The 24,940-nt window shown below is 60.5% G+C and carries 24 protein-coding genes; 14 read left to right on the top strand and 10 right to left on the bottom strand.

Translation table 11 applies throughout. The annotated features are described in order from the left end of the window. Positions 1–61 precede the first annotated feature (61 nt). Positions 62–1,498: a coniferyl aldehyde dehydrogenase gene (locus B195_RS10665; RefSeq protein WP_003447750.1), complete on the bottom strand. Its 1,437-nt coding sequence runs from the start codon at positions 1,496–1,498 to the stop codon at positions 62–64. A 172-nt stretch (positions 1,499–1,670) separates the two neighbouring features. On the opposite strand from B195_RS10665, the gene B195_RS10660 reads away from it, so the two are divergent. The 6 genes from B195_RS10660 (at position 1,671) to B195_RS10635 (ending at position 7,744) form a co-directional block, all read left to right on the top strand. Continuing rightward, positions 1,671–2,651 carry a flavin reductase family protein gene (locus B195_RS10660; RefSeq protein WP_003447751.1) on the top strand — a complete coding sequence of 327 codons (981 nt, stop codon included), beginning with the start codon at positions 1,671–1,673 and terminating at the stop codon, positions 2,649–2,651. A 13-nt stretch (positions 2,652–2,664) separates the two neighbouring features. Next, positions 2,665–3,438 carry a glucose 1-dehydrogenase gene (locus B195_RS10655; RefSeq protein WP_003447753.1) on the top strand — a complete coding sequence of 258 codons (774 nt, stop codon included), beginning with the start codon at positions 2,665–2,667 and terminating at the stop codon, positions 3,436–3,438. Between the two features lie 140 nt (positions 3,439–3,578). Then, positions 3,579–4,370 carry a fumarylacetoacetate hydrolase family protein gene (locus tag B195_RS10650; RefSeq protein ID WP_003447755.1) on the top strand — a complete coding sequence of 264 codons (792 nt, stop codon included), beginning with the start codon at positions 3,579–3,581 and terminating at the stop codon, positions 4,368–4,370. 21 nt (positions 4,371–4,391) lie between these two features. Then, on the top strand, positions 4,392–5,321 hold the full coding sequence (locus B195_RS10645) for an acetaldehyde dehydrogenase (acetylating) (RefSeq protein ID WP_003447757.1): 930 nt from the start codon (positions 4,392–4,394) through the stop codon (positions 5,319–5,321). Between the two features lie 10 nt (positions 5,322–5,331). Further along, positions 5,332–6,354, top strand: coding sequence for a 4-hydroxy-2-oxovalerate aldolase (dmpG, locus tag B195_RS10640; protein WP_003447759.1), 1,023 nt, complete (start codon positions 5,332–5,334; stop codon positions 6,352–6,354). Positions 6,355–6,430: 76 nt separating this feature from the next. Then, the gene (locus tag B195_RS10635; protein ID WP_003447769.1) at positions 6,431–7,744 is read left to right on the top strand and encodes an MFS transporter; all 1,314 of its coding nucleotides are present in this window, start codon (positions 6,431–6,433) and stop codon (positions 7,742–7,744) included. On the opposite strand, the gene B195_RS10630 is transcribed toward B195_RS10635, so the two are convergent. Next, positions 7,717–8,793: a nitronate monooxygenase family protein gene (locus B195_RS10630; RefSeq protein ID WP_003447777.1), complete on the bottom strand. Its 1,077-nt coding sequence runs from the start codon at positions 8,791–8,793 to the stop codon at positions 7,717–7,719. The genes B195_RS10635 and B195_RS10630 overlap by 28 nt on opposite strands. 38 nt (positions 8,794–8,831) lie before the next feature. Further along, on the bottom strand, positions 8,832–10,391 hold the full coding sequence (locus B195_RS10625) for a murein L,D-transpeptidase (RefSeq protein ID WP_003447779.1): 1,560 nt from the start codon (positions 10,389–10,391) through the stop codon (positions 8,832–8,834). Positions 10,392–10,535: 144 nt separating this feature from the next. Between B195_RS10625 and B195_RS10620 the strand changes: the two genes are divergently transcribed. Together B195_RS10620 and B195_RS10615 are read left to right on the top strand one after the other, a co-directional pair. Beyond that, positions 10,536–11,249 (top strand): murein L,D-transpeptidase catalytic domain family protein, encoded by a 714-nt coding sequence (locus tag B195_RS10620; protein ID WP_003447781.1) that lies wholly within the window; start codon positions 10,536–10,538, stop codon positions 11,247–11,249. Positions 11,250–11,355: 106 nt separating this feature from the next. Further along, positions 11,356–12,723 (top strand): MFS transporter, encoded by a 1,368-nt coding sequence (locus B195_RS10615; protein ID WP_003447783.1) that lies wholly within the window; start codon positions 11,356–11,358, stop codon positions 12,721–12,723. Here B195_RS10615 and B195_RS10610 read toward each other — a convergent pair. From B195_RS10610 to B195_RS10590, 5 genes are all read right to left on the bottom strand, one after another. After that, positions 12,699–13,628, bottom strand: coding sequence for a 2-hydroxyacid dehydrogenase (locus tag B195_RS10610; RefSeq protein ID WP_003447784.1), 930 nt, complete (start codon positions 13,626–13,628; stop codon positions 12,699–12,701). The genes B195_RS10615 and B195_RS10610 overlap by 25 nt on opposite strands. After that, complete coding sequence (locus B195_RS10605; RefSeq protein ID WP_003447785.1) at positions 13,612–14,952, bottom strand: MFS transporter; 1,341 nt, start codon at positions 14,950–14,952, stop codon at positions 13,612–13,614. Before B195_RS10605 ends, B195_RS10610 begins: the two co-directional genes overlap by 17 nt. Positions 14,953–15,432: 480 nt before the next feature. Further along, positions 15,433–15,981: a cupin domain-containing protein gene (locus B195_RS10600; protein WP_003447789.1), complete on the bottom strand. Its 549-nt coding sequence runs from the start codon at positions 15,979–15,981 to the stop codon at positions 15,433–15,435. A gap of 202 nt (positions 15,982–16,183) precedes the next feature. After that, on the bottom strand, positions 16,184–17,467 hold the full coding sequence (locus tag B195_RS10595) for an FAD-binding oxidoreductase (RefSeq protein ID WP_003447790.1): 1,284 nt from the start codon (positions 17,465–17,467) through the stop codon (positions 16,184–16,186). 134 nt (positions 17,468–17,601) lie between these two features. Further along, on the bottom strand, positions 17,602–18,978 hold the full coding sequence (locus tag B195_RS10590; RefSeq protein WP_003447791.1) for a glutamine synthetase family protein: 1,377 nt from the start codon (positions 18,976–18,978) through the stop codon (positions 17,602–17,604). Between the two features lie 277 nt (positions 18,979–19,255). Between B195_RS10590 and B195_RS10585 the strand changes: the two genes are divergently transcribed. From B195_RS10585 to B195_RS10570, 4 genes are all read left to right on the top strand, one after another. Next, positions 19,256–20,017 (top strand): gamma-glutamyl-gamma-aminobutyrate hydrolase family protein, encoded by a 762-nt coding sequence (locus B195_RS10585; RefSeq protein ID WP_003447792.1) that lies wholly within the window; start codon positions 19,256–19,258, stop codon positions 20,015–20,017. 199 nt (positions 20,018–20,216) lie between these two features. Next, the gene (locus B195_RS10580) at positions 20,217–21,359 is read left to right on the top strand and encodes an ABC transporter ATP-binding protein (RefSeq protein WP_003447793.1); all 1,143 of its coding nucleotides are present in this window, start codon (positions 20,217–20,219) and stop codon (positions 21,357–21,359) included. Next, entirely contained in the window at positions 21,356–22,276 is a 921-nt protein-coding gene (locus B195_RS10575; RefSeq protein WP_037002021.1) for an ABC transporter permease subunit, read from the top strand. Before B195_RS10580 ends, B195_RS10575 begins: the two co-directional genes overlap by 4 nt. Further along, positions 22,273–23,163 carry an ABC transporter permease subunit gene (locus B195_RS10570; RefSeq protein ID WP_100917159.1) on the top strand — a complete coding sequence of 297 codons (891 nt, stop codon included), beginning with the start codon at positions 22,273–22,275 and terminating at the stop codon, positions 23,161–23,163. Before B195_RS10575 ends, B195_RS10570 begins: the two co-directional genes overlap by 4 nt. A 119-nt stretch (positions 23,164–23,282) precedes the next feature. Here B195_RS10570 and B195_RS10565 read toward each other — a convergent pair whose 3' ends face one another. Continuing rightward, complete coding sequence (locus B195_RS10565; protein ID WP_003444646.1) at positions 23,283–23,846, bottom strand: DsrE family protein; 564 nt, start codon at positions 23,844–23,846, stop codon at positions 23,283–23,285. Between the two features lie 82 nt (positions 23,847–23,928). Here B195_RS10565 and B195_RS10560 point away from each other — a divergent pair, with 82 nt between their 5' ends. After that, positions 23,929–24,162: a hypothetical protein gene (locus B195_RS10560; protein WP_003444649.1), complete on the top strand. Its 234-nt coding sequence runs from the start codon at positions 23,929–23,931 to the stop codon at positions 24,160–24,162. 102 nt (positions 24,163–24,264) lie between these two features. Continuing rightward, positions 24,265–24,462, top strand: a complete 198-nt coding sequence (locus tag B195_RS10555) for a hypothetical protein (protein ID WP_003444652.1) — start codon at positions 24,265–24,267, stop codon at positions 24,460–24,462. A gap of 60 nt (positions 24,463–24,522) precedes the next feature. Here the strand turns inward: B195_RS10555 and B195_RS10550 are convergent, their stop codons facing one another. After that, entirely contained in the window at positions 24,523–24,783 is a 261-nt protein-coding gene (locus B195_RS10550; protein ID WP_003444655.1) for a hypothetical protein, read from the bottom strand. Between the last annotated feature and the right edge of the window lie 157 nt (positions 24,784–24,940).

The following is a 24,940-nucleotide window of genomic DNA, read 5'->3' as shown; positions in this document are numbered from 1 at the left end:
CCGGGTTGCCGGCATCGCGAGCAAGCACGCTCCTGCAGGGTTGATTTATTTCTGGGTGGAATCAGTCAGGGGTGACCATCGACTGCATGGTCGCCTGGAAGTGTTCGCCATAGGGCGGCAACATGCCCCACTCGCGGCGCGGATCATGGGCCGCAGCCTTGAAAACGGTGCGCATGTGGCTGAACTCGAGGAAGCCTTCACGGCCGTGGTAATGCCCCATGCCGGAGGCACCAATGCCACCAAACGGCGCGTCGTGCATGGCCGCGTGCATCATCACGTCGTTGATGGTCACGCCGCCCGAAATAGTGCGCTGCAGTACATGACGCCGCTCTTCTTCGCTCTGGCCAAAGTAATACAGGGCCAACGGCCGATCCCGTGAATTGATGTCCGCCAGCGCCCGGTCGATCTCATCGTAGGGCAGCACCACCAGCGCCGGACCAAAGATTTCTTCCTGCATTATCAGGCTGTCACGGGGCGGATCGATCACCACTTGCAGGGGGCGACGCCGCGCCTGGGGATCAGCCTCCAGCTCCCGCGGGAAGCTCTCCACCCGGGCGCCCCGCTGTCGGGCGTCCTGCACGTAGCTTTCTATGCGCTGCAAGTGCCGGGCGTTGACCACGGCCACCACATCCGGATTGTCGGCCACGGTCGGTAACAGCTCGTTGTAAGCCGCACCAAGGGCGCCGATAAAGTCCCCCAATTGCTCTCGGGGCACGTACACCACGTCCGGATTGATACAAATCTGCCCGCCGTTGTTGGCTTTGGCCACGGCAATGCTGAATGCAGCCTTGGCCAGATCGGCGCTGCGGGAAATGATCACCGGCGATTTGCCCCCGAGTTCGAGGGTCAGCGGCACCAGATTTTCGGCCGCGTTGCGCATCACCGAGCGCGCCACGGCAGTGCTGCCGGTAAATACCAGATGGTCAAACGGCTGCGAAGTAAACGCCTGGGCCAGGTCTGCATCACCGAGCACCACCGCGACTTCCAGCGTATCGAACAATTCACCGAAGGCCCGGGCCAGCACCTCGGCTGTGCGCGGTACCACTTCCGAGGGTTTGAGAATGGCCCGGTTACCCGCGGCCAGCACGCAGGCCAGCGGACTGAGCAAGGTGAACACCGGCGCGTTCCAGGTGCCCATGATCCCGATCGAGCCCTTGGGCTGATGCATCACCCAGGCCTTGGCGCCCAACTGGTCATAGGGGGCGAATACCTGGCGCGGCTCGTCCTGCACCCAGTGCGCAACATGGTCGCGGGCATATTTGAGCGATGCCAGTGAACCCAGCACATCATTCATCAACGAAAAACCCTGGGGCCGGCCACCAAAGTCCGCATCCATGGCTTCAACCAACGGCTGCTGATAACGCACCAGCAGCTCTATCACCCGCTGGATCCGTTGCTGACGCTGTTCAACGCTGACCGGACCGGCCTCGATAAAGGCTGTTTTTTGCGCTGCCAACAGGCTGGACAGCTGTTCTGGGGACGTACTGCTGCATGTCATGGATCAGTCCTCTTGGCATCGTTTTAATGCGCCGACGCTAGACAATTACGACCCTCCACGCCTCGTCCGATCGGACGATAATCGGCTGTATTCGTTAGTCCATTAAGACGATGTAGGGCCCCACTGCGAGGGGAATACTGCAAGCACGAAAATTCAATCCATGAGGTTCGTCATGGCAATGCAAAGCAGTTTCGATCCCCAGGCATTCCGTACCGCACTCGGTACCTTCACCACCGGGGTGACCATCATCACCACCCAGGCTGAAGACGGGTCACCTATCGGGATCACCGCCAACAGCTTCAACTCGGTGTCGCTCAATCCGCCGCTGGTGCTGTGGAGCCTGGCCAAGTCCGCCCGCAGCCTGCCGGTATTCAGCTCGGGCAAACACTGGAACGTGCACGTGCTGTCGACCGAACAGGAACCTCTGTCCGGGCGCTTTGCCATGCAGGGCGAAAACAAGTTCGCCGAAATCGAACTCGACAGCGGTATCAGCGAAGCCCCGCTGCTACAGGATTGCACTGCTCGCTTTCAGTGCCGTACAGCCTTTCAATATGAAGGCGGCGACCATGTGATTTTTGTCGGTGAGGTGCTCGCCTTTGATCACAGCGACCGTGCGCCGCTGGCGTTCCAGAGCGGCCAGTACGCACTGGCAACCCGCAAGCCCCGTAGCGAGCTGCGCCTGGCAACCACCCCGCCACCTCCGGAATGCAGCTACACCGAGGATTTGCTGGGGTATTTGCTGGGCCGCGCCCACTACCAGCTGCTGGACGCCCTGCATCGCCTGTTGAGCAACCAGCAACTGGACGAACATGCGTTTTTCATCCTCTCCGTGCTGTGCATTCGCGACAACCTGACCCTGAACGAGATCAACACCTTCGTCAGCTACACCGGGCACGTGGTCACGCTGGCCAGCATGCGTTTCCTGGAAAAACAGAATCTGGTGGCACTGGAGGGCAGCAACCATGAACCGCGCTACGTCCTGACCGCCACCGGCCGTGAAGCCTCTTTGCAACAGCTGGCCCTGGCCAAGGCGGTTGAGGAGAACGTCTCGGCCAAACTAGGCCCCGGCGATGCCCAGGCGCTCAAGGTGCTGCTCAAGCGACTGATCAGTGTCAGCGACCCGGGACTGCCTGACCTGTGGGCTCCCCGTTAATAAAGGATTATGTATGAGCATTATTTCGCGATTTGACCTGACCGGCAGTGTGGCGGTGATTACCGGCGGCGGCCGCGGCATTGGCCGGGCCATTGCCCTGGCCTACGCCGAAGCCGGCGCCGATGTGGTGCTGGCGGCACGCACCCTGGGCGACGTTGAAGCGGTTGCCCAAGAGGTCCGCCTTTTAGGACGTCGGGCCCTGGCCCTGAGCTGTGACGTGAATGACAGCGAGCAGCGCAGCGCCCTGGTGACCCAGGCGCGTGAACACATGGGCAGCATCACCCACCTGGTGAATAACGCTGGCGGCGCCGGTCCGAACGATCCGCTGACCCTGAGCGTCGAGCGTTTTGAAGAGATCATGCGCTTTAACGTGTCCTCGGCTTATCACCTGTGCCAGCTCTGCGTGCCCCATATGCGCGCTGCAGGCGCGGGCAACATTATCAATATCACCTCGGGGGCGGCGCGCTACGCGCAAACCCAGTTCAGCGCCTACGGCACGGCCAAAGCCGCTCTGAGCCACATGACCCGTCTGCTGGCCCAGGATTTCGCGCCGCTGGTGCGGGTCAACGGGATTGCCCCCGGACCGATCCTGACCGACGCCCTGAACCGCGTCCTGCCGGTGGCCATGCGCGACGTCATGATCAAGGCCACGCCGCTGCAAAGTCTGGGCGAGGTGGAAGATATTGGTGCCGCCGCACTGTACCTGGCCACCCCGGCGTCGCGCTGGGTGACCGGCAAGATTCTGGAAGTGGACGGCGGTGCCGAGTCCAGCGTCTGGCCGGGCTGACGCTGTACCCATGAACCTGTAGGAGCTGGCTTGCCAGCGCTGCACACGATTGGGTTTTGCAGTCAGAGCGCGCGCAATCCATCGCTGGCAAGCCAGCCCCCACAGCGACTCATATATTCCGGATTTTAGAGAGAGTGTTTATGGACCCGAAGTTGATTGAAGCCCTGGGCGATGAACTGTTTCACGCGCTGCTCGAACGCCGCAGCCTGCAGCCGCTGACCCAGCGTTACCCGGACCTGACGCTGGAAACGGCCTATCAGATTTCATTGCGCTTCCTGCAACGGCGCGAAGCCCTCGGTGAACAGGTGATCGGCAAGAAGATCGGGGTCACCAGCCGTGCCGTGCAGGACATGCTCGATGTGCATCAGCCCGACTTCGGCTTTTTGACCAACCGTATGCAGGTCGCCGATAACAGTGATGTCAGCTTCAGCGCCAATCTGCTGGTGCAGCCCCGGGCCGAAGGTGAAATCGCCTTTATTCTCGGCGAGGATCTGCACGGGCCCGGCATTACCGCCGAGGACGTGATGGCGGCCAGCCAATGGGTGGTGCCGTGTTTCGAGATTGTCGATTCGCGCATCGCCGACTGGAAAATCCGCATTCAGGACACCGTGGCCGACAACGCCTCATGTGGCGTGTTTGCCCTGGGCGAGCAGCGAATCGATCCCCGTGATCTGGACCTGGCCAAGGTCGAACTGCACCTGCTGAAAAACGGCCAGCCGGCCGGCAACGGCTTCGGTTCGGCGGTGCAGGGTCACCCCTGCGCGGCAGTGGCCTGGCTGGCCAACACCCTGGGCAAATTCGATATTCCGTTTCGCAAAGGCGAAATCATTCTGTCCGGGGCCCTGGCGCCGCTGGTACCGGTGCTGCCCGGCGACGAGGTCAGCCTGACCCTCAGCGGCCTGGGTTCTGCACGCCTGCGCTTTGTGTCTTAAACCCAGTTCGAGAGGCTTACCATGAGCAATAAAATCAAGTGTGCCCTGATCGGGCCGGGCAACATTGGCACCGACCTGCTGTACAAACTGCTGCGCAGCGAGGTGCTGGAGCCTGTGTGGATGGTCGGTATCGATGCCACCTCCGAAGGCCTGACCCGCGCTCGCGAGTTAGGTCTCAAGACCACCAGTGACGGCGTCGACGGCCTGTTGCCCCACGTCCTGGCGGACAATATCCAGATTGCCTTCGATGCCACTTCCGCTTACGTGCATGCCGAAAACAGCCGCAAGCTCAATGAGCTGGGGGTGCTGATGATCGACCTGACACCTGCGGCCATCGGCCCGTATTGCGTGCCACCGGTCAATCTGCAAGCCAATCTCAAACGCGGCGTGATGAACGTCAATATGGTCACTTGCGGCGGCCAGGCGACGATTCCGCTGGTGGCTGCAGTATCCAGCGTGCAGCCCGTGGCGTATGCCGAGATCGTGGCCACGGCGGCGTCCAAATCGGTCGGCCCGGGCACGCGCAAGAACATCGACGAATTCACCCGCACCACCGCCAGTGCCATCGAGCAGGTCGGCGGCGCGAAAAAAGGCAAGGCGATCATTATCGTCAACCCTGCCGAGCCACCGCTGATCATGCGCGACACCGTGCATTGCCTGACCGAAACCGCGCCGGACAAGACGGCGATTACCCTGGCAATTACCGACATGATCCAGCAGGTACAGAAGTACGTACCGGGCTACAAACTGGTGAACGGCCCGGTATTTGACGGCAATCGGGTCTCGATCTTCATGGAGGTCGAAGGCCTCGGTGACTACCTGCCCAAGTACGCCGGCAACCTCGACATCATGACCGCTGCGGCGGCGCGTACGGCCGAGATGTTTGCCGAGCAAATGCTCAACGGCGAGCTGCAACTCAAGGCCACCGCCCCTCAACCTGCCCTCGCTTAAGGAGCTATCCATGGATCTTCGCGGCAAAAAAATCACCGTGCATGACATGTGCCTGCGCGACGGCATGCACCCCAAGCGTCACCAGATCTCCCTGCAACAAATGAAAGACATCGCCTGCGGCCTGGATGCTGCCGGTGTGCCTTTGATCGAGGTGACCCACGGCGATGGCCTGGGCGGCAGTTCGGTGAACTACGGTTTTCCGGCGCATACCGACGAGCAATACCTGTCAGCGGTAATCCCGATGATGAAGCAGGCCAAGGTTTCAGCCTTGCTGTTGCCGGGTATCGGAACCGTGGATCACCTGCAAATGGCCTACGAACTGGGGGTCAACACGATCCGGGTCGCCACCCATTGCACCGAGGCAGACGTCTCCGAACAGCACATTTCCTATGCCCGCAAGCTGGGTATGGACACCGTGGGCTTTCTGATGATGGCGCACATGAACAGCCCCGAAGGGCTGGTCAAGCAAGGCAAGCTGATGGAGAGCTTCGGGGCCAACTGCATCTACCTCACCGACTCCGCAGGCTACATGCTGCCCCATGACATCAAGGCCCGGGTAGCGGCCATGCGGGCCGCGCTGCACCCGGACACCGAGATCGGTTTTCACGGCCATCACAACCTGTCGATGGGGGTCTCCAACTCCATCGCTGCAATCGAAGCCGGGGCTACCCGGATCGATGCGGCCGCCGCAGGTCTGGGCGCCGGCGCGGGCAATACGCCGATGGAAATCCTGGTGGCGGTCTGTGACCGCATGGGCATTGAAACCGGAGTCAGCGTGTTTGGCATCCAGGACGTGGCTGAAGACCTGGTCGTGCCGATCATGGACTTCCCGATCCGCAGCGATCGCGACGCCCTGACCATGGGCTATGCCGGTGTGTATGGCTCGTTCCTGCTGTTCGCCAAGCGCGCCGAGAAGAAGTACGGCGTACCGGCACGGGAAATTCTGGTGGAGATGGGCCGACGCGGCATGGTCGGCGGCCAGGAAGACATGATCGAAGATACCGCCATGACCCTGGCTCGCCGCCGGGGCTGAGGCAGGGGTTTGGCAAAGGCGCTGACGCAATGTGGGTCAGCGCCTTTGGCGTTTTTATCTGACAGGAAAACCGATTATGTCCAACCCTAACGTCGGCTGGCGCAGCCATGCTTTGCTGTTGTTGCTGGCTGCGGTGTTTGCCGACAACTTTGTCGGCCGGCAGATCCTGGCGGTCATGATTGAACCGATCAAGCTCGAATTCGGCGTCAGTGACACGGCCATGGGGCTGATTTCCGGGCTGGCATTTGCCGGGGTCTACGCCCTGCTCGGCTTGCCTGCCGGGCGTCTGGCCGATCGCATGTCGCGCACCCGCCTGCTGGCCATGGCGTGCCTGCTGTGGGCCGTGGCGACCATGGTCTGCGGCCTGGCCGTGAGTTTCTGGATGCTGGCCCTGGCGCGCATGGCAGTTGCGGTGAGCGAGTCGCCCACCACCTCGGCGTCGATGTCGATCATTGCCGATTTGTACCCGCCCCAGCGCCGTTCGTTTGCCATCAGTTGCTTCACCGCTGCACCGACCTTCTCGGCGGTGATCGGCTTGAGCCTCGGCGCCTGGGTGGTCGAGCAGTATGGCTGGCGCATGGCGTTTATCGTAATTGGCATGCCGGCGCTGCTGTTTTCCCTGGTGCTGGCCTTCGTGGTCAAGGACCCGGCCCGTGGCCGTTGGGATCTGGCCAGCGCCCATGCCGCGCATCCCCTGCAAAGCCTGAGCCGCGAAGCCCGCGCACTCTGGGCCCTGCCCGCTTACCGCTGCCTGATCATGGCCGGGGGCCTGACCACCCTCAGCTCCTATGCCATCGGCATGTGGAACACCAGTTTTCTGGTGCGCTCCCATGGCTTGTCGTTGCAACACGCCGGACTCCTGGCCGGGTTTATTTGTGGCGGCTTTGCCGGTATCGGGGCGTTGTTCAGCGGCTGGTTGAGCGACCACCTGACGCCGCGCAATCCGCACTGGCAAGTGGGTATTCCGGTGATCGGGCACGTGGCCGCGATCAGCGCACTGTTCGCCTATTTGTTGTGGCCCGACACGGTCTGGACCCAGGTTGCAGGCGTGCCGATCCCCAGCGCCATGCTGTGGTGCGCGCTGTACAGTTTTTTTGTGGTGTGGTGGGTGGCGCCGTCCTACAACCTGGTCACGCAACTGGTGCCGGCCAATCGCCGGGGCACGGCGATGGCCTTGCAAACCATTATTTCGACACTGCTGGGAGTCGGGGTCGGGCCTTTGCTCGCCGGTTTGTTCAGCGATGCCCTGCTGCCACGTTTTGGCATTGAATCGTTGCGCTACGGCTTGCTGCTGGTGAGCCTGCCGGTGGTCGGTGCGGTCATACTTTTAATTCGCACATCCACCCACGCCGCGCAGACCCGCTATTTGCATGTGGAACGCGCGGCGTAGTCAGCGACCAACTTGCGGGTCAGTTCCTCGGACGACAATTGGGCGCTGCGTCCCGGACTCAGTGCGAAGGCCTGACCCGCCCACAGGTTGATGAAATCCCCGGAACCGGCAGGCTCGGTTTTGGCCTTGAGCGGTAGCAGTACGCCGCCCGCCAACGGGAACTCGGGGGCCTGGGAGTTCATCGGCCCAAGCTCTCGCATCACCCGATTGAGGATGCCGCGGGCCGGTCGACCGGTGAACAGGTTGGTCAGGGCGGTGCTGCCGGGGGCGGCTTCGCGCAAGGCGCGGTAATGGGGCTCGGCAAGTTTGGCCTGCTGGCAGAACAGGTAGGCCGTGCCGATTTGCACGGCACTGGCACCCAGGGCAAAAGCCGCCGCGATACCCCGGCCATCGGCCACGCCACCTGCGGCAATCACCGGCACAGATACCGCATCGACAATTTGTGGCACCAGGGCAAAGGTACCGATCTGGGTCGCCAGCTCATTGCTCAAAAACATCGCGCGGTGGCCACCGGCTTCGTAGCCCATGGCAATGATCGCGTCACAGCCGTTGCGCTCCAGCCACTGCGCTTCTTCAACGGTGGTGGCGGAACTTAAAATCTTCGCCCCGCAGGCTTTGACCCGGGCCAACAGGTGCGGAGCCGGCAGGCCGAAGTGAAAGCTGACCACCGGTGCACGCAGCTCTTCAACCAGGGCGCAGGCGGCCTCATCAAAAGGCGCACGGCTCGACACCGGGGTCGGCGCGTCATAGTCCACTCCCAGTTCGCGGTAATAATCCTTGAACAACGACTTCCACTGCCGGGCCCGGGCCTCGTCGGGTTCCGGGGCCTGATGGCAGAAGAAGTTCAGATTGAACGGTTGATCGCAGGCTTCACGAAAGGCCGCCACTTCGGCGCGTACCCCCTCCAGGGTCAGGGTGGCACAGGCCAGGGAGCCCAGCCCTCCGGCCCTGGCCACGCCAATCATCATTGCTGCCCCCGCCCCCAGCATCGGAGCCTGGATGATCGGATGGGCAATGCCCACCAGGTCGGTAAAACGGGATTGAGTCATTGCAGGTCTCGCAGATCAGTTCAAGGTTGAAACGGACATCAGCGCTTGGCGGCCAGGGCCGATATCAATGCCGGGTCACGATTATAAATGTCCGGTGAGTACACCACCTTGCCGTTCTTGTCGGCATGGGCGGTCCAGTACGTCATGAGGATAGGCACCGGGTTGGACAGCCTGAACTCGGTGGTGCGCCCGGTGGCCAGCAATTCCTCGGTGCGGGCCTTCTCCGCCGGGGTCACCAGCAGGTCGCGCAACTGGAACACCGACTCGACCCGCACGCAGCCTGAACTGAAGGCACGGGGGCCTTTACTGAACAGGGCCTGGCTGGGGGTGTCGTGCAGGTACACGGCAAACGGGTTAGGGAAACGGATGACGATACGCCCCAGCGGGTTGCGCGGCCCGGCACCCTGACGCAGCAGGATGTTGCCCGGACGGTCCCAGTCGATGCTCTGTACCGCCAGCGGCTGCCCGCTGCTGTCGAGTACCTGCAGGTCATGCTTGCTGAGGAAAGACGGATCGCGGCGAATCTGCGGCAGTTTGTCTTCCTTGAAGATGGTCGGCGGGATGGTCCAGGTCGGGTTCAGGGTCAGGCGCGTCACCCGGGACTTGAGCAACGGCGTCTGCCGGTCGGCCCGCCCGACCTGGGTGCGGGTCTGCCATACCGGCTGGCCGTTCTGGAACACGGTCAACTGTGCAGCCGGAACATTGACCAGCAGGCTGGTGGGTTCGAAGTCCCGGGCCATCCAGCGAAAACGCTCCAGATTGATCCGCAGTTGCTCGCGGCGGGTTGCCGGACTGACGTTCAACTCTTTAACAGTGCCCGGCCCGACAACGCCATCGGCCTGTAGCGAGTGATCGAGCTGGAAGCTCTTGACCGCCGAGGCCAGCTCATTGGAGTAGGTGTTGTTGACGATCTGCGGCTCGCCGCTCAGGTAACCCTCGCTGGCCAGACGCCTGGCCAGTGCCGGTACCCGCGCATCCTGCATGCCGGGGCGCAGCAAGGGGCCATCCGCGATCGGCTGCCACTGGGGCAGCGGCTGCTGGCGCTCCCGGGCATAGACCCGGCGCAAGTCCTGATATTGCTCAAGGGCGGGACGGGCCTGGGCAAAAGCAGCTGCCACGTTCTGCACCCCGGGCCCGGCGATTGCCAGCAGTTCGGCCTGGGGATCTACCTCTACAGCGTTGGCGTGCCAGACCGGTTCAAAGCGGCTTTGCGTCAGGCGACCAAAATGCAAATCGTGCAGGGCTTGCAGATATTGACGGCTGGTGTCGATGTCGGCACACAGGTCCTGGCCCTCGGGCAAGGGGTAATTGAGCGGGTCGAGCCCGTCGTCGGCCAGCTGTGGCAAGGCGGCCTGCAGAGCGGCCAGACGCCCTTCTTGTGCCCATACCGGCTGGTAGTTCTGGCCTTCATAAAAGGCCTGCAAAAGTGCCTGGGTCTGAGGCGTCAGGCCGGACGCCAGGGTCGGACAGGCCTGGGGCAGTTGTAGCAGGGTCTGCTGCAGGGGGTTGTCAGGCTGGTCGGGGGGCATGTCGGCCCATGCGACCAATGGCGACGCGAGCAAGGCAATGCTCAAGTAAAATGCCTGTTTTTTGATCAACTGCTTTACTCCAATCCATGGCCGTCACGTTGGCGGTCACCGTAACAGCCGTCACGGCAACCCTGAAGGCTAGCAGTAAATAAAGGATCGCCATTAACTCGATGGAGTGTCAGGAGCCAATTCAACAGTGGAAACTCTTAATCTATGCTGATTTCTTTGCGACGACTTTTTCTGGTCGCCGCGACCCTGGGAGCCTTGTGCAGCCCAGCGTTCGCCGCCAATACTTCTTCACCAGGGCTTTACAACAGCCTCGCCCAGGCCGCTCCGGAACTCAATCCCCAGGTACTTAAAAGTGCCCTCAGTGCCATGCAATGCGCCGTCAGCAGTGGCGCCAGCCCCGCACAAAACCTTGCCGTCATCGACTATTCGCAACCTTCCACGGCCCGCCGCCTGTGGATCTTCGACTTGCGCAAGAAGACCCTGGTGCTGCGTGACCTGGTGGCCCACGGGCAAAAATCCGGGGAAAACTTCGCCACTCAATTCTCCAATAACGAAGGCAGCCATCAATCCAGCCTTGGCCTGTTCCGCACCCAGGAAAGCTACCAGGGTGCCAACGGTTACTCACTGCGCATGGACGGCCTGGAGCCGGGTATCAATGACAGTGCCCGTGAGCGGGCCATCGTGATTCACCCTGCCAGCTATGTGAACCCGTTGTGGAGCCAGACCCAGGGCCGCATCGGCCGCAGTCAGGGCTGCCCTGCCGTACGCCCGCAAGTGGCGCGCCAGGTGGTAGACAAACTCAAGGACGGTCAGTTCATGTTTGCCTGGTACCCCGATCAGCATTGGCTGCAATCGTCGGCTTATCTGAACTGCAAGCCCCGCCTGGTGGCGAGTATCGTCTCCACCAAAGGCGGCTGAGAGGCAGGACGTCGGTGCTGACTACGCCGATGACACTTTTGAAGCGAACCCTTTCACTGACTGCCTCGATAATCGAAAGCATTCTGATGAAATGTCGAGGTTCAGCATGACGAGTGCCATCACCGGGCAGGTCAGCCCCAAAACCCTGAGAAAAGTCATTGCCGCCGCGGCCATCGGGAACTTCGTCGAATGGTTCGACTTCGCGGTTTATGGCTTTCTGGCCACCACCATCGCCCAGCAGTTTTTCCCCAGCGGTGATGCCAGTGCCGCGCTGCTCAAGACCTTCGCCGTATTCGCCGTAGCCTTTGCGTTCCGTCCCCTTGGCGGCATTTTCTTCGGCATGCTGGGTGACCGCATCGGTCGCAAAAGAACCCTGGCGATGACCATTCTGTTGATGGCGGGTGCCACCACACTGATCGGTGTGCTGCCTGTCTATGCCGCCATTGGCGTAATGGCGCCGATCCTGTTGACCCTGATCCGTTGCGCCCAGGGCTTTAGCGCCGGGGGTGAATACGCCGGTGCCTGCGCCTACCTCATGGAACACGCTCCTGATGATAAAAGGGCCTGGTATGGCAGCTTCCTGCCGGTATCGACCTTCTGTGCCTTCGCTGCGGCGGCCGTGGTGGCCTATGCCCTCGAGGCGTCGCTATCGGCACAGGCCATGGCCGATTGGGGCTGGCGCCTGCCGTTCCTGATTGCGGCACCACTGGGTCTGGTGGGGCTTTACATGCGTCTGAAGCTGGATGAAACCCCGGCATTCCAGGCGGTGGCCGAGGAACATGCGGTGGCCCACTCCCCGCTCAAGGAAACCCTGCGCAACCATTGCGCGGCCATCTGCTGCCTGGGTGCCTTTGTGTCGCTGACGGCGTTGTCCTTCTATATGTTCACCACCTACTTCGCGACCTACCTGCAAGTAGCCGGGGGCCTGAGTCGGGCAACGGCGTTGCTGGTTTCGCTGATTGCCTTGCTGTTTGCCGCCGCGATCTGCCCGCTGGCAGGACTGTATTCAGACCGCGTCGGGCGCAGGGTTACGGTGATGACGGCCTGTGCACTGCTGATGGTCGTGGTCTATCCATCGTTCCTGATGGCCAGTTCCGGCGGCTTCGCAGCGTCCATCGTCGGCGTCATGCTGCTGGCGGTGGGCGCGGTGCTGTGCGGGGTAGTAACCGCCGCCCTGCTCTCGGAAACCTTTCCGACCCGCACTCGCTACACCGCCTCGGCCATTACCTACAACATGGCCTACACCCTCTTCGGCGGTACCGCACCGCTGGTGGCGACATGGCTGATCAGCACCACCGGCAGCAACCTGTCGCCAGCCTTCTACCTGATAGCCGTTGCACTGCTGGCATTGCTCGGTGGCCTGGCGTTGCCGGAGACCTCAAGGATTTCCCTGCATGAGGCCGGGGCCGGAACCCCGGGCGCAACAGATCCGCGCAGCAAAATGGCCATTCACTGCGGGATAGGTGACGGGTAGTCAGCACCGGAAAAATGCGCAGCCAGATTGGCCAGGGTCAGGTCGGACATCGCCCTGCGGGTATCCCAGGTGGCACTGGCCATATGCGGCGCCAACAGCACATTGTCCAGCCCCAACAAGCCGGGATGGGGCCGTGGTTCATCCTCGAACACATCCAGCCCGGCCCCCAAAAGACGACCCTCGGCCAGTGCGCTGGCGAGCGCGGCCTCATCAACCACGCTGCCACGCCCCACGTTGATGAGGATGCCTTCACTGCCCAGTGCCGCGAGCACCGTGGCATCCACCAGGTGCCGGGTCGATTCCCCGCCGCCCACGGCAATCACCAGAAAATCCACAGCTGCAGCCAGCTCGGTCAGCGATGAATAGTAAGGATACTCAACCGCCAACGGACGCCGCCCGTGGTAGCTGATGCGCATGTCAAACGCCGCCGCGCGCCGGGCAATCGCCATGCCGATGCGCCCCAGCCCGACGATGCCCAGACGCGCGCCGCTGACCTTGCGGGTAAAGCCGAACGGACCTTGCTGCCATTGCCCGGACTGCACGAACTGATCGGCCCTGGCAATGCGCCTGGCGGTGCCGAGCATCAAGGTAATGGCGAAATCGGCAACGTCTTCGGTCAGCACGTCCGGGGTGTGGGTCACCACAATGCCCCGGGCCCGGGCGAACTCGACATCGATACCGTCGTAACCGACACCGAACACCACTATCACTTGCAGATCAGGCAGGCGCCCGATCAGTTCGGCCCCCACCCGCGACTCACCATTGGCGACCATGGCACGGATTCCCCGCGCCTTCAGTGCATCGAGTCCGGCACCGCTCTCGCTGCATTCCAGCACCTCATATCGGGCATGTAAACGTTCGCTGAGCATGTCCGGCAGACGCGCCACTTTAAGCACTGTGAACATTTTCGCGGCCCTCCCGTATAGCATCACGTACGACCTGGCGCTTGCGTTGCCCCCCCAGGTACAGCCCCAGCACGCCACCGGCCAGCAAGGCGACGGCGACCATCAACAAGGCGTAGTCATAGCTGAGGGTGGTGTCCTTGATCCAGCCCATGACCGGTGGCAGACCAAGCCCGGCGATGTTGGCAATGGAGTTGATCAAGGCAATCGAAACAGCGGCCGCTGGCCCGGACAGGTACTCGGTAGTCGTAGCCCAGAACACCGGGGTCGCCGCCCAGTTCAGGCCGACCGCCACCACCAGCATCACGTAGGCCAGCCACTGATTGCCGGTAAACACCGCCAACCCCAGCATGCCCCCGGCCAGCAACAGTGGCCCGCCCAGGTGCCAGCCCCGCTCACCGGTGCGGTCGGAATGGCGGCCGTTGGCGTACATGAATACACAGGCCAGGAAAAACGGCATCGCCGACAGCAGGCTGACCACAAACGAACCTTGCTTTGATACCGACTGCACGATCAGCGGCAAAAACAGCGTCACCCCGATAGTGCCGAAAGCCTGTAGCAACCAGAACAGACTCAGCAACCACACCTGGCGACTGCGAAATGCCACATGCCAGGCATCCTTGTGCGAGATGACCGTGGTCGCCTGTTCGGCCTCGATGGTGCGGCTGAGCCAGGCTTTTTGCGCACTGTCCAGCCAGTTGGTAGTGGCGGGAGAATCTGGCATGTAGCGCAGGACCACGATGCCCAGCGCCACCGCAGGAATGCCCTGGAGAAAGAACAGCCAGCGCCAGCCGTTGATGCCCAGCAAACCGTCCAGGTGCAGGAAGGCACCCGACAGCGGCAAGCCGATCACCGACGCCAGCGCCGCGCCGATGTAGAACCATGACATGGCCCGGGCGCGGTCACTGCGCGGATACCACTGGGACAGGTAGTAGATGATCCCGGGGGTGAAACCGGCTTCGGCTGCACCCAGCAACAGGCGCATCACGTAGAGCTGGTTGGCGCTCTGGATCAGGCTCATGCCGGCGGCGATGATGCCCCAGGTGATCATGATCCGCGCAATCCAACGCCGTGCACCGACCCGGGTCAGGATGATGCTGCTGGGCACTTCGAACAGAATGTAGGTGAGGAAGAACAGACCCACGCCGATGCCGTACATGCGCGCGCTGAGCCCGAGGTCGGCGTTCATGGTTAACGCCGCCACCGAAATGTTCGACTTATCAATGTAAGCCACCATGTACAACAACATCAGGAAGGGAATCAGCTTCAGGTTGAGCTTCTTCATGGTGCTGGCATGCAGACAACTGTCCAGCGAAGGACCTGTCATGGGGAAAACCTCTTGTTGTATTTATTTTAGGAACCCGACAGCCGCCTGATCCCTTGGTTATGGCCAGACGATAAACCAGTCGCGACAACAGTTCAATATATGATGATGCGTCCCTTTATATGGGATAGATCATTGCCCAGTTCGACCCTCTGCCGACATTTGCTTGCCGGTGCCGCGGCTCGGGGGTGGCGGCCAAAGGCCATCGCTGGCAAGCCAGCTCCCACAGGGGAATGGCAACTTTTCAGATGACAGCAAATCTGTGGGAGCCTGGCTTGCCAGCGATGCGGGGGACCGGGTGTCTCTGTTCAATCGCTGGCAAGCCAGCTCCCACAGTGGGAGTGGCAACTTTTCAGCACACAGCAAATCTGTGGGAGCCTGGCTTGCCAGCGATGAGGGGGACCGGGTGTCTGTGTTCAATCGCTGGCAAGCCAGCTCCCACAAAACACAGTGCCCACAGGGGATTTTCGGGCGGCTTTCAGATCAGAAGTTGGCGGGGGTGTTGGCACTGATGATTTCAGCCTCGTCCGCCCCGATATTTCTGAAGCGATGGGGCAGCGTGGTCGGGAAGTAATAACCGTCCCCGGCATTCAAGATGCTGCTCATTCCATCTACGGTGAGCTCAACCACTCCCCGCGTGACCAGCCCGCACTCCTCCCCTTCGGCGTGCACTATCGCTTCTTCACCCGAGCTTGCGCCAGGCGCATATTGCTCGCGCAACAAACGCATCTGCCGGCCCGGCACCGAAGCTCCAATCAGCAACAGGCGCAAGCCGTCACGGCCCAGATCCGGCTGTTCATTGGCCCGGAACACGTACTGGTGAGCACGGGGCGGCTGGTCGAAGGTGAAGAAGTCGGCCAAAGACATGGGGATGCCTTCCAGCAGTTTCTTCAGAGAGCTGACTGAAGGACTGACGCGATTCTGCTCGATCAGGGAGATGGTGGCATTGGTGACGCCGCTACGTCGGGCCAGCTCGCGCTGGGACATTTTGTAGCTTTCGCGTACTAGTTTGAGTCGTGAGCCCGTGTCCATGACAGCCTTATGTGTGAACTACTTAAGGGTAATGGGGGGGCGACGGATGGCGTAGATCGCACCGTACCCCTGTACCACAAACGTGAAAGGCGGCTATTAAATCACGTTTGCGGGTGTTGCTCAGCAGGTTCGCCAAATGACCGCTAAATATAAGACCTCCGGGAGCGGACTTGCCCGGGATCAGGCCGCTTGCCAGGTGTTATCAGATACCGAAACGGTCGCGCATTGCGTAGTACGCCGCGCCCATGGCTGTAAGCGGCGCCTGGAAGGTACGGCCGCCAATCATCGGCATGTGCGGCAAGGAGGCAAAAGCGTCGAAACGCTCGGCATCGCCACGGATCATTTCCGAGATCAATTTGCCGGCCAGGTGCGAACAGGTCACCCCGTGGCCGCTGTAACCCTGCATGTAGTAGGCGTTTTTCTCGATACGACCGAATTGCGGCATGCGTGACATGGTCAGCAGGAAGTTGCCGGTCCAGCGATAGTCGATTTTGACGTTCTTCAATTGCGGGAAGGTCTTGAGGATTTTCGGCTTGATCAGTTTTTCGATGTCGTCCGGTTCGCGGGCGCCATAGACCACGCCACCGCCATACAGCAAACGATTGTCGGCAGTCAGGCGGTAGTAATCCAGCAGGTAGTTGCAGTCTTCAACGCAGTAGTTGTTGGTGATCAGGCTGCGGGCAACCTCTTCGGGCAGCGGTTCGGTCACGGCAATTTGCGACCCGCAAGGCATGCTTTTGGCGGTCACGCGATTGTCGAGGTTCTGCGGCAGATAGGCGTTACCGGCGATCAGCAGGTACTTGGCCCGTACTACACCCTTGGCGGTGCGCACTGTGATCGGCTCGCCGTAAGTGATGTCCACGGCAGCCGACTGTTCGTAAATTTTACCGCCCAGGCCAATGAACGCCATGGCCTCACCAAGCGCCAGATTCAGCGGATGGATGTGCCCGCCCTGCATGTCCAGCAGACCACCAACGTAGTTGGCACAGCCTACTTCGCGCTTGATGTCCGCTGCGTCGAGCATTGTCAGCTTCTGGTTGCCATAACCCTCCCAGCTGCTTTTCTGCTCGGCCAGGGCTTTTAGCTGCTTGCTGTTGAGCGCGGCAAAAATTCCGCCCGGACGGTAATCACACTGGATGTCGTACTGGTCGATGCGCTGGCGAATGATATCGGCACCTTCGAACATCATGCTGCCCAGCACCCGGGCCGTCTTTTCGCCGTAACGGGCCTCGATGACATCGACGTCCCGGCTATAGGAGTTGACCAGCTGACCGCCGTTGCGACCGCTGGCACCGAAACCGACCCGGGCCGCTTCAAGTACGGTCACACTGTAGCCCGCTTCGGCAAGGAACAGGGCCGAGGACAGGCCGGTGTAGCCGGCGCCGATCACACAGACATCGCACTCCACCGATTCCTCGAGCACCGGGAATTCGGCCCTGTGGTTTCGGGTCGCGGCGTAATAGCTGTTTACATGGGTTTGTTTCATGAAATTCTCCGATGGGCACCGCCGGCGTACCGGCAGGTCCGGACGCCGGCGGCACGCATTCGTGGGGGACGCAGGCTCTGCGTCCCCCACCAACTGCGTAATTGTTCTATCTGTGAATGACAGCCGTTGGCCAATCAGACGGTGTGCAAGTACCAGTTGTACTCCAGGTCCGAGATGGAGTTCTCGAACTCGGCCAGCTCGCTTTCCTTGCAGGCGACGAAGACGTCGATGTACATGGGATCGATATATTTGGCCATGACTTCGCTGTCATCCAGCTCGCGCAGTGCATCGCGCAAGTTGTTCGGCAAGCTCTGTTCATTTTGCTCGTAGCTGTTGCCTTCCACCGGTGGGCCCGGTTCGATTTCGTTGGTCAGACCGTGGTGAATGCCGGCCAGTACCGAAGCCATCAGCAAGTACGGGTTGGCATCGGCGCCGGCAACCCGGTGTTCGATGCGTACCGAATCGGCAGAGCCTGTGGGGACGCGAACCGCTACGGTGCGGTTGTCGATGCCCCAGCTCGGTGAGTTAGGCACATAGAACTGGGCACCGAAACGGCGGTACGAGTTGACGTTCGGGCAGAGAAAGGCCATCTGCGCCGGCAGGGTCTCGAGCACACCGCCGATCGCGTGACGCAGTGCGGCGTTCTGCTCGGGATCCTCGCTGGCAAAGATGTTATTGCCCTGCTTGTCGAGAATCGAAATGTGCACGTGCAGACCATTGCCCGCCTGGCCCGGGTACGGCTTGGCCATGAAGGTGGTGTCCATCTCATGGTCGTAGGCAATGTTCTTCACCAGACGCTTGAGCAACACCGCGTAATCGCACGCCTTGATCGGGTCGTTGACGTGATGCAGGTTGACTTCGAACTGCGCCGGGGCGCTTTCCTTGACGATCGCATCAGCCGGGATGCCCTGCTCTTTTGCACCTTCCAGAATGTCCTGCAGGCAGTCGACGTATTCGTCGAGATCATCAATCAGGTACACCTGGGTCGACATCGGGCGCTTGCCGGACACCGGCGAACGCGGGGACTGCGGACGACCGTTTACGTTGTCCTGATCGATCAGGTAGAACTCGAGTTCAAAGGCGGCGCAAATGGTCAGGCCCATGTCATCGAACTTGCTGACCACCTGACGCAACACTTCCCTCGGGTCAGCGAAGAACGGCTGGCCTTCAAGTTCGTGCATGGTCATTAACAGCTGGGCCGTCGGGCGCTTCTGCCAGGGCTCGATGCAAAGCGTATCGGGGATGGGGTAGCAGATGCGGTCCGAATCACCGATGTCCAGGCCCAGGCCGGTGCTTTCCACCGTAGAACCATTGATGTCCAGTGCAAACAATGATGCCGGCAGGTTTATGCCTTTTTCGTAGACCTTGTGCAGACTGGTGCGTTCGATGCGCTTGCCGCGCACCACGCCGTTCATATCCGCAATGAGAAGGTCGACGTACAAAACCTCAGGATATTTCTTAAGGAATGCGTTCGCTTCATTGAGCTGAATGGCACGCAGGGGGACCGACATGAGGCACCTATTATGTTAATTATTATGTTCACAGCCGTTTCTGAAACCCAGTCAATCCGAAAGGCAAAGTGAAGTCAATAGCGAACACCTGGGCCTTCATCGTTATTTTTCAGGCAAAAATTAGCTCATATTGTGCCAACGGAGCTTTGGCATAGCGGCGAATTATGACGATCCGAAGCTGCGCGTTTAGAATTTTTTACATAGAAGTTGTTAATTAAAATCAACAAGGCTAAGCTCCGAAAAAGCTCTTCAAGTGTCAAACTTCGAGGTGATAAAAATGGCAATCAAGCCATTGATCGGCGTTACAGCGTGCGTCAAACAGATTGGCCTGCACCCCTACCACGTCAGCGGCGACAAGTACCTGCGGGCTGTAAGTGTCGCGGCGCAAGGGCTCCCGGTGATCATTCCCAGCCTGGCCGAACTGACAGAAACAGATGAACTGCTGGCCCGTCTGGACGGCCTGCTGCTCACCGGCTCACCGTCGAACGTACAACCAGTCCACTATAAAGGCCCCGCCAGTGCACCCGGCACGGAGCACGATCCGGCGCGCGATGCCACCACCCTCCCTCTATTGCAAGCAGCCATTGCGGCGGGAATTCCGGTGCTCGGCATTTGCCGAGGCTTTCAGGAAATGAACGTGGCGTTTGGTGGCAGCCTGCATCAGAAGGTGCACGAGCTCCCCGGTGCCCTCGACCACCGCGAAGCGGATCACCCGGATCTGTCCGTGCAGTACGCCCCGGCCCATGCCGTTCACGTGCAACCGGGTGGTGTATTCCAGGCGCTGGATCTGCCCACGGTGTTTGAGGTCAACTCGATCCACGCCCAGGGCATCGACCGCCTGGCCCCGGGTCTGCGCGCCGAAGCCATTGCACCGGACGGCTTGATCGAGGCGATTTCTGTCGAGCACAGCGAGGCGTTTGCCGTCGGCGTGCAATGGCACCCGGAATGGCAGGTCATGAACAACCCTGTCTACTTGAGTATTTTCCAGGCGTTTGGCGATGCATGCCGACAACGTGCAGCGCTTCGTGAGAGCCGCTGACTGACAAGTCCGATACCTGTTTGAACACTGAACTGCCCCCGTGAATCAGGAGGGCGTGTCTTGGCACGCCCGTCCTTCACCACAACAACAAACCGCAATAACAACAAGTACTACCGACAGCCCGTCCACAGCTGTCTTGCAATCAACTCTTATGTCGGGCCCTTCTGGCCTGACGACTGAAATCTGTTGGGAGTTTCACATGGCAAACGCCTCCAGCCTTTACAGGAAGGTTCTTGAAGGCCAGCAGACACCGAAAAAGGTGCTGGTAAAATTCGATCGGGTCACGAAAAAATTCGACGAGACGATTGCCGTGGACGATGTGTCCCTGGAGATCCATCAGGGCGAAATCTTTGCCCTTCTCGGCGGTTCCGGTTCCGGCAAGTCGACCCTGCTGCGCATGCTGGCCGGCTTCGAGCGACCGACTGAAGGACGGATTTATCTCGACGGGGTCGACATCACCGACATGCCGCCCTACGAGCGGCCGATCAACATGATGTTCCAGTCCTACGCCCTGTTTCCGCACATGACCGTGGCCCAGAACATTGCCTTCGGCCTCAAGCAGGACCGTTTGCCTGCCAGCGAAATCGACGCCCGGGTTGAAGAAATGCTCAAGCTGGTGCACATGACCCCGTACGCCAGGCGCAAGCCCCATCAATTGTCCGGCGGTCAGCGTCAGCGTGTGGCCCTGGCCCGTTCGCTGGCCAAGCGTCCGAAGCTGCTGCTGCTCGATGAGCCGATGGGCGCACTGGACAAAAAACTGCGTTCGCAAATGCAGCTCGAGCTGGTGGAGATCATCGAGCGCGTCGGCGTGACCTGCGTCATGGTGACCCACGATCAGGAAGAGGCCATGACCATGGCCCAGCGCATCGCAATCATGCACCTGGGCTGGATCGCCCAGATCGGCAGCCCGGTGGATATCTATGAAGCACCGGTCAGCCGCATGGTGTGTGAGTTCATCGGTAACGTGAACGCCTTTGACGGCGATGTGATCGAAGACGAAGAAGGTTTCGCGATCATTCACTGCCCGGAACTGGAGCGTAATATCTACGTCGGCCACGGGGTCACTACGTCACTGGAAGACAAGTCGACCACCTACGCTATTCGCCCGGAAAAAATGCTGGTCACCACAGTCAAGCCGGTCTTCGAGTACAACTGGTCGCGGGGCAAGGTGCATGACATTGCCTACCTGGGTGGCCATTCGGTGTTCTACGTCGAACTGCCCGGCGGCAAGATCGTCCAGTCGTTCATGGCCAACGCCGAGCGCCGTGGTGCACGACCGACCTGGGACGACGAAGTTTACGTCTGGTGGGAAGACGACAGCGGCGTGGTACTGCGCTCATGAACCTTCGAAAATTCAAACGCCGTCTGCAACGAATAACCCCCGGTGGCCGCCAAATGGTCATCGGGATTCCATTCCTGTGGCTGTTCCTGTTTTTCATGCTGCCGTTCTTTATCGTCCTGAAGATCAGCTTTGCCGAAGCCGACGTGGCGATTCCGCCGTACACCGAGATCTACAGCTACGTTGACCAAAAGATTCAGCTGCTGCTGAACCTGGGCAACTACGCGATGCTGGGTGACGACGAGCTGTATATCGCCGCTTACCTGGGCTCGTTGAAGATGGCTTTCTTCAGCACCGCGTTGTGCCTGCTGATCGGCTATCCGATGGCCTATGCCATTGCCAATGCGCGCAAAGAGATGCAAACCGTGCTGGTGCTGCTGATCATGATGCCGACCTGGACTGCGATCCTGATCCGCGTTTACGCGTGGATGGGCATTCTCAGCAACAACGGCCTGCTCAATGGTTTCCTGATGTCGATGGGCTGGATCAGCGAACCGCTGCAGATCCTCAACACCAACATCGCGGTGTATATCGGCATCGTCTATTCGTACCTGCCGTTCATGATCCTGCCGCTGTACGCCAACCTGGTGAAACACGACCACAGCCTGCTGGAAGCCGCGTCCGACCTGGGCTCGAGCACCTTCAACAGCTTCTGGAAAATCACCGTTCCGCTGTCCAAGAACGGCATCATCGCCGGCTGCATGCTGGTGTTTATCCCGGTGGTGGGCGAGTTCGTGATCCCGGAACTGCTGGGCGGCCCGGAAACCCTGATGATCGGTAAAGTGCTGTGGCAAGAGTTCTTCAACAACCGTGACTGGCCGGTAGCCTCTGCGCTTGCCGTGGTAATGCTGGCGATCCTGATCGTGCCAATCATCCTGTTCAACCGCAGCCAGGCTAAAGAACTGGAGGGCAAGATATGAATCGCTTCCGTTTTTCCAGCTTTATGCTGGTCGCAGGCTTGTTGTTCATCTACCTGCCGATGCTGATTCTGGTGATCTACTCGTTCAACGCTTCCAAGCTGGTGACGGTGTGGGGCGGCTGGTCGCTGAAGTGGTACGTGGGCCTGCTGGACAACACGCAACTGATGGGCTCGGTGATGCGCTCGCTGGAAATCGCCCTGTACACGGCGATTGCAGCGGTGGCGCTGGGGACCCTGGCAGCATTCGTGCTGACCCGCATCAGCCACTTCAAGGGCCGCACGCTGTTCGGCGGCCTGGTAACTGCACCGCTGGTGATGCCTGAGGTAATCACCGGTCTGTCGCTGTTGCTGCTGTTCGTGGCCATGGCGCAAATGATCGGCTGGCCCCAGGAACGCGGGATCGTCACCATCTGGATCGCCCACACCACGTTCTGTTCGGCCTATGTGGCCGTGGTGGTGTCGTCGCGCTTGCGCGAGCTGGACCTGTCGATCGAAGAGGCGGCCATGGACCTGGGCGCCAAGCCGTGGAAAGTGTTCTTTTTGATCACCATCCCGATGATTGCGCCGTCACTGGCGGCGGGCGCCATGATGTCGTTCGCCCTGTCCCTGGATGACCTGGTACTGGCTAGTTTCGTGTCCGGGCCGGGTTCCACCACCTTGCCGATGGAAGTGTTCTCGGCGGTACGTCTGGGGGTCAAACCCGAGATCAACGCCGTGGCCAGCCTGATTCTGCTGGCGGTGTCGCTGGTGACCTTCCTGGTGTGGTTCTTCAGCCGCCGCGCCGAAGAACACCGCAAAAAGGCGATTCAGCAAGCCATCGACGAAGCCTCGGCCGAGTCCTGGAAACAACCCGATGTACGCCGTCCGAAATCGCTGACAGCGGTTTAAGCCAGCGCCATAAAAACCTCGCCTCCTGTGCACAGGAGGCGAGGTTTTTTTATGCCTGGCCAACGCTGCAATCAAACTGTCGGCGCAAGCTCCCCCCCCCCGGCGGGGCTGATCCGGTATCACATGGGCATCAGGCTGTATCCCTGGTGCTCCAGGGTCGTAATGGTGGTCAGCGCCGAGAGCGCAGTGGTGACCGATTTGTCGACTTCGCTGTAGGCAAAGTGGTGTTCGGCCACCGCCTGACCACACACCGCCACATCTACTCCGGCGTGCCGCAGAGCTGCGATCAGGGGCAAGTTGGGGTTGGCCGTCTTGAATCGGGAGCGATAGGCCGCGTCGTCGAGCGCGAGCGCCGTTGCGTCACCGGAGGCAACGGCAACAAATTTCAATTGCGTCAGGGGCACACCCGCTGCCACATAGAGATTGACGGTGCGGGCTACGTGGTCCAGTGCCGGGTTGACGTCTGCGGGGGTTTTAGGCCCCTTGGTCAGGGCAAAAACCACCTTGTAGGTGGCGGTCTTGTCGGGCTGGTAGGCAGCATCTGCCAGCGGGTGGATTTTGCCGTAACCCACAATGGTCGGCGTGGTCCAGAACCCGGGCGCGGTATCGGCCTGCTCGGCCAGCAACTGGCTGCTGGCCAGAGTCAGAAGTGTGAAAGAGACGATTTTGACAACATGGCGCATGGCAATATTCCTCTGTCCGGTTCGGTCTTGTTGTTGATAGCATCGCGCGCTTTAGTCAACGCCGCCAAGAGAATCGAACAACATGAATAGAGAGCAGGTTCGTACCGCCATTGGGTTCGCACTGATCACATCAGTGATTGCACTGCTTTCGGCGTACGCCCAGACCAATCCCTATAGCGCGGCAGGATGGTTGCTGGAGTCGAAGCTGCTGGCATCGCTCTGGCTTGAGGCATTGCCGCTCGCAGCCATTCTGGTGCTGATTCTTGCCACGCCCTGGTATCTGGTGAAGCTTTTCAGGCGTCTGCGCAGCAAATAACTGCACCAACCCGGCCTGATCGATCATTGAGCCGAAGCAAACCGCCGCACAGCCGATATTGCGCGTTAAAGTCGTAGCGGTCAGCACCAACAGGAACCACCCATGTCAGACAAACCGCCCGCACAGACAGTCACCGCGGCAGATATAGAAAAATCCATCCAGGCCCTCAACAAAATGGCCGAGCGTCTGTGGGGGGATGGCAGAGAAGCCGAGGCCAAAGCCCTGCTCGATGCGCTGGATGCCCTGAACCGGGCTCTGGACAGGATCCGGATTGGTGAAAATCGGCGCACGCTGCACTGAGGGGGCACGCAACCCTGGACAGCAAACAGGCGGGGCAGGATCACCCCCCCGCCGCTGCCGCTAATGACCCTTTTGCGCGTTCACTACATCCTGCAGGGCTTTGTTGGTGAGGTTGATGCACTTCTGGGTATCACCTGCAGCCTGCGCCTCTTGTGCCGCAACTCTCGCGTCATGGATCTGCCCGAGCAGTGGCTGGCCGATAGTGCCGGAGCTGGCTTTGTAATCGGCCAATTTCTGCAGGTTTATGGTGCACAAATCATCGGCTGCAAAAATCGGAGTGGCGACCAGGGCCGCCAGAACCAACAAAACTGAGCGTTTCATAAGACTCTCGATTATTTAAGGACTGGAGTTTGACTATAGACCCGGTTTGACCCGGGCATCGAGCTCCACCCAATGACAGGTTGAGCCCCTGCAAAGAGCCGAACCGGCGGTACTAAACGTGGCACCGCCATCGGGCCCGGTGTTTTAAACTGATATC

The organism is Pseudomonas sp. Lz4W (assembly GCF_000346225.2).
GTDB classification, from domain to species: domain Bacteria; phylum Pseudomonadota; class Gammaproteobacteria; order Pseudomonadales; family Pseudomonadaceae; genus Aquipseudomonas; species Aquipseudomonas paraversuta.
The sequence above is the reverse complement of the archived record's forward strand: the minus strand, read 5'-3'. Positions and strand labels throughout refer to the sequence as shown.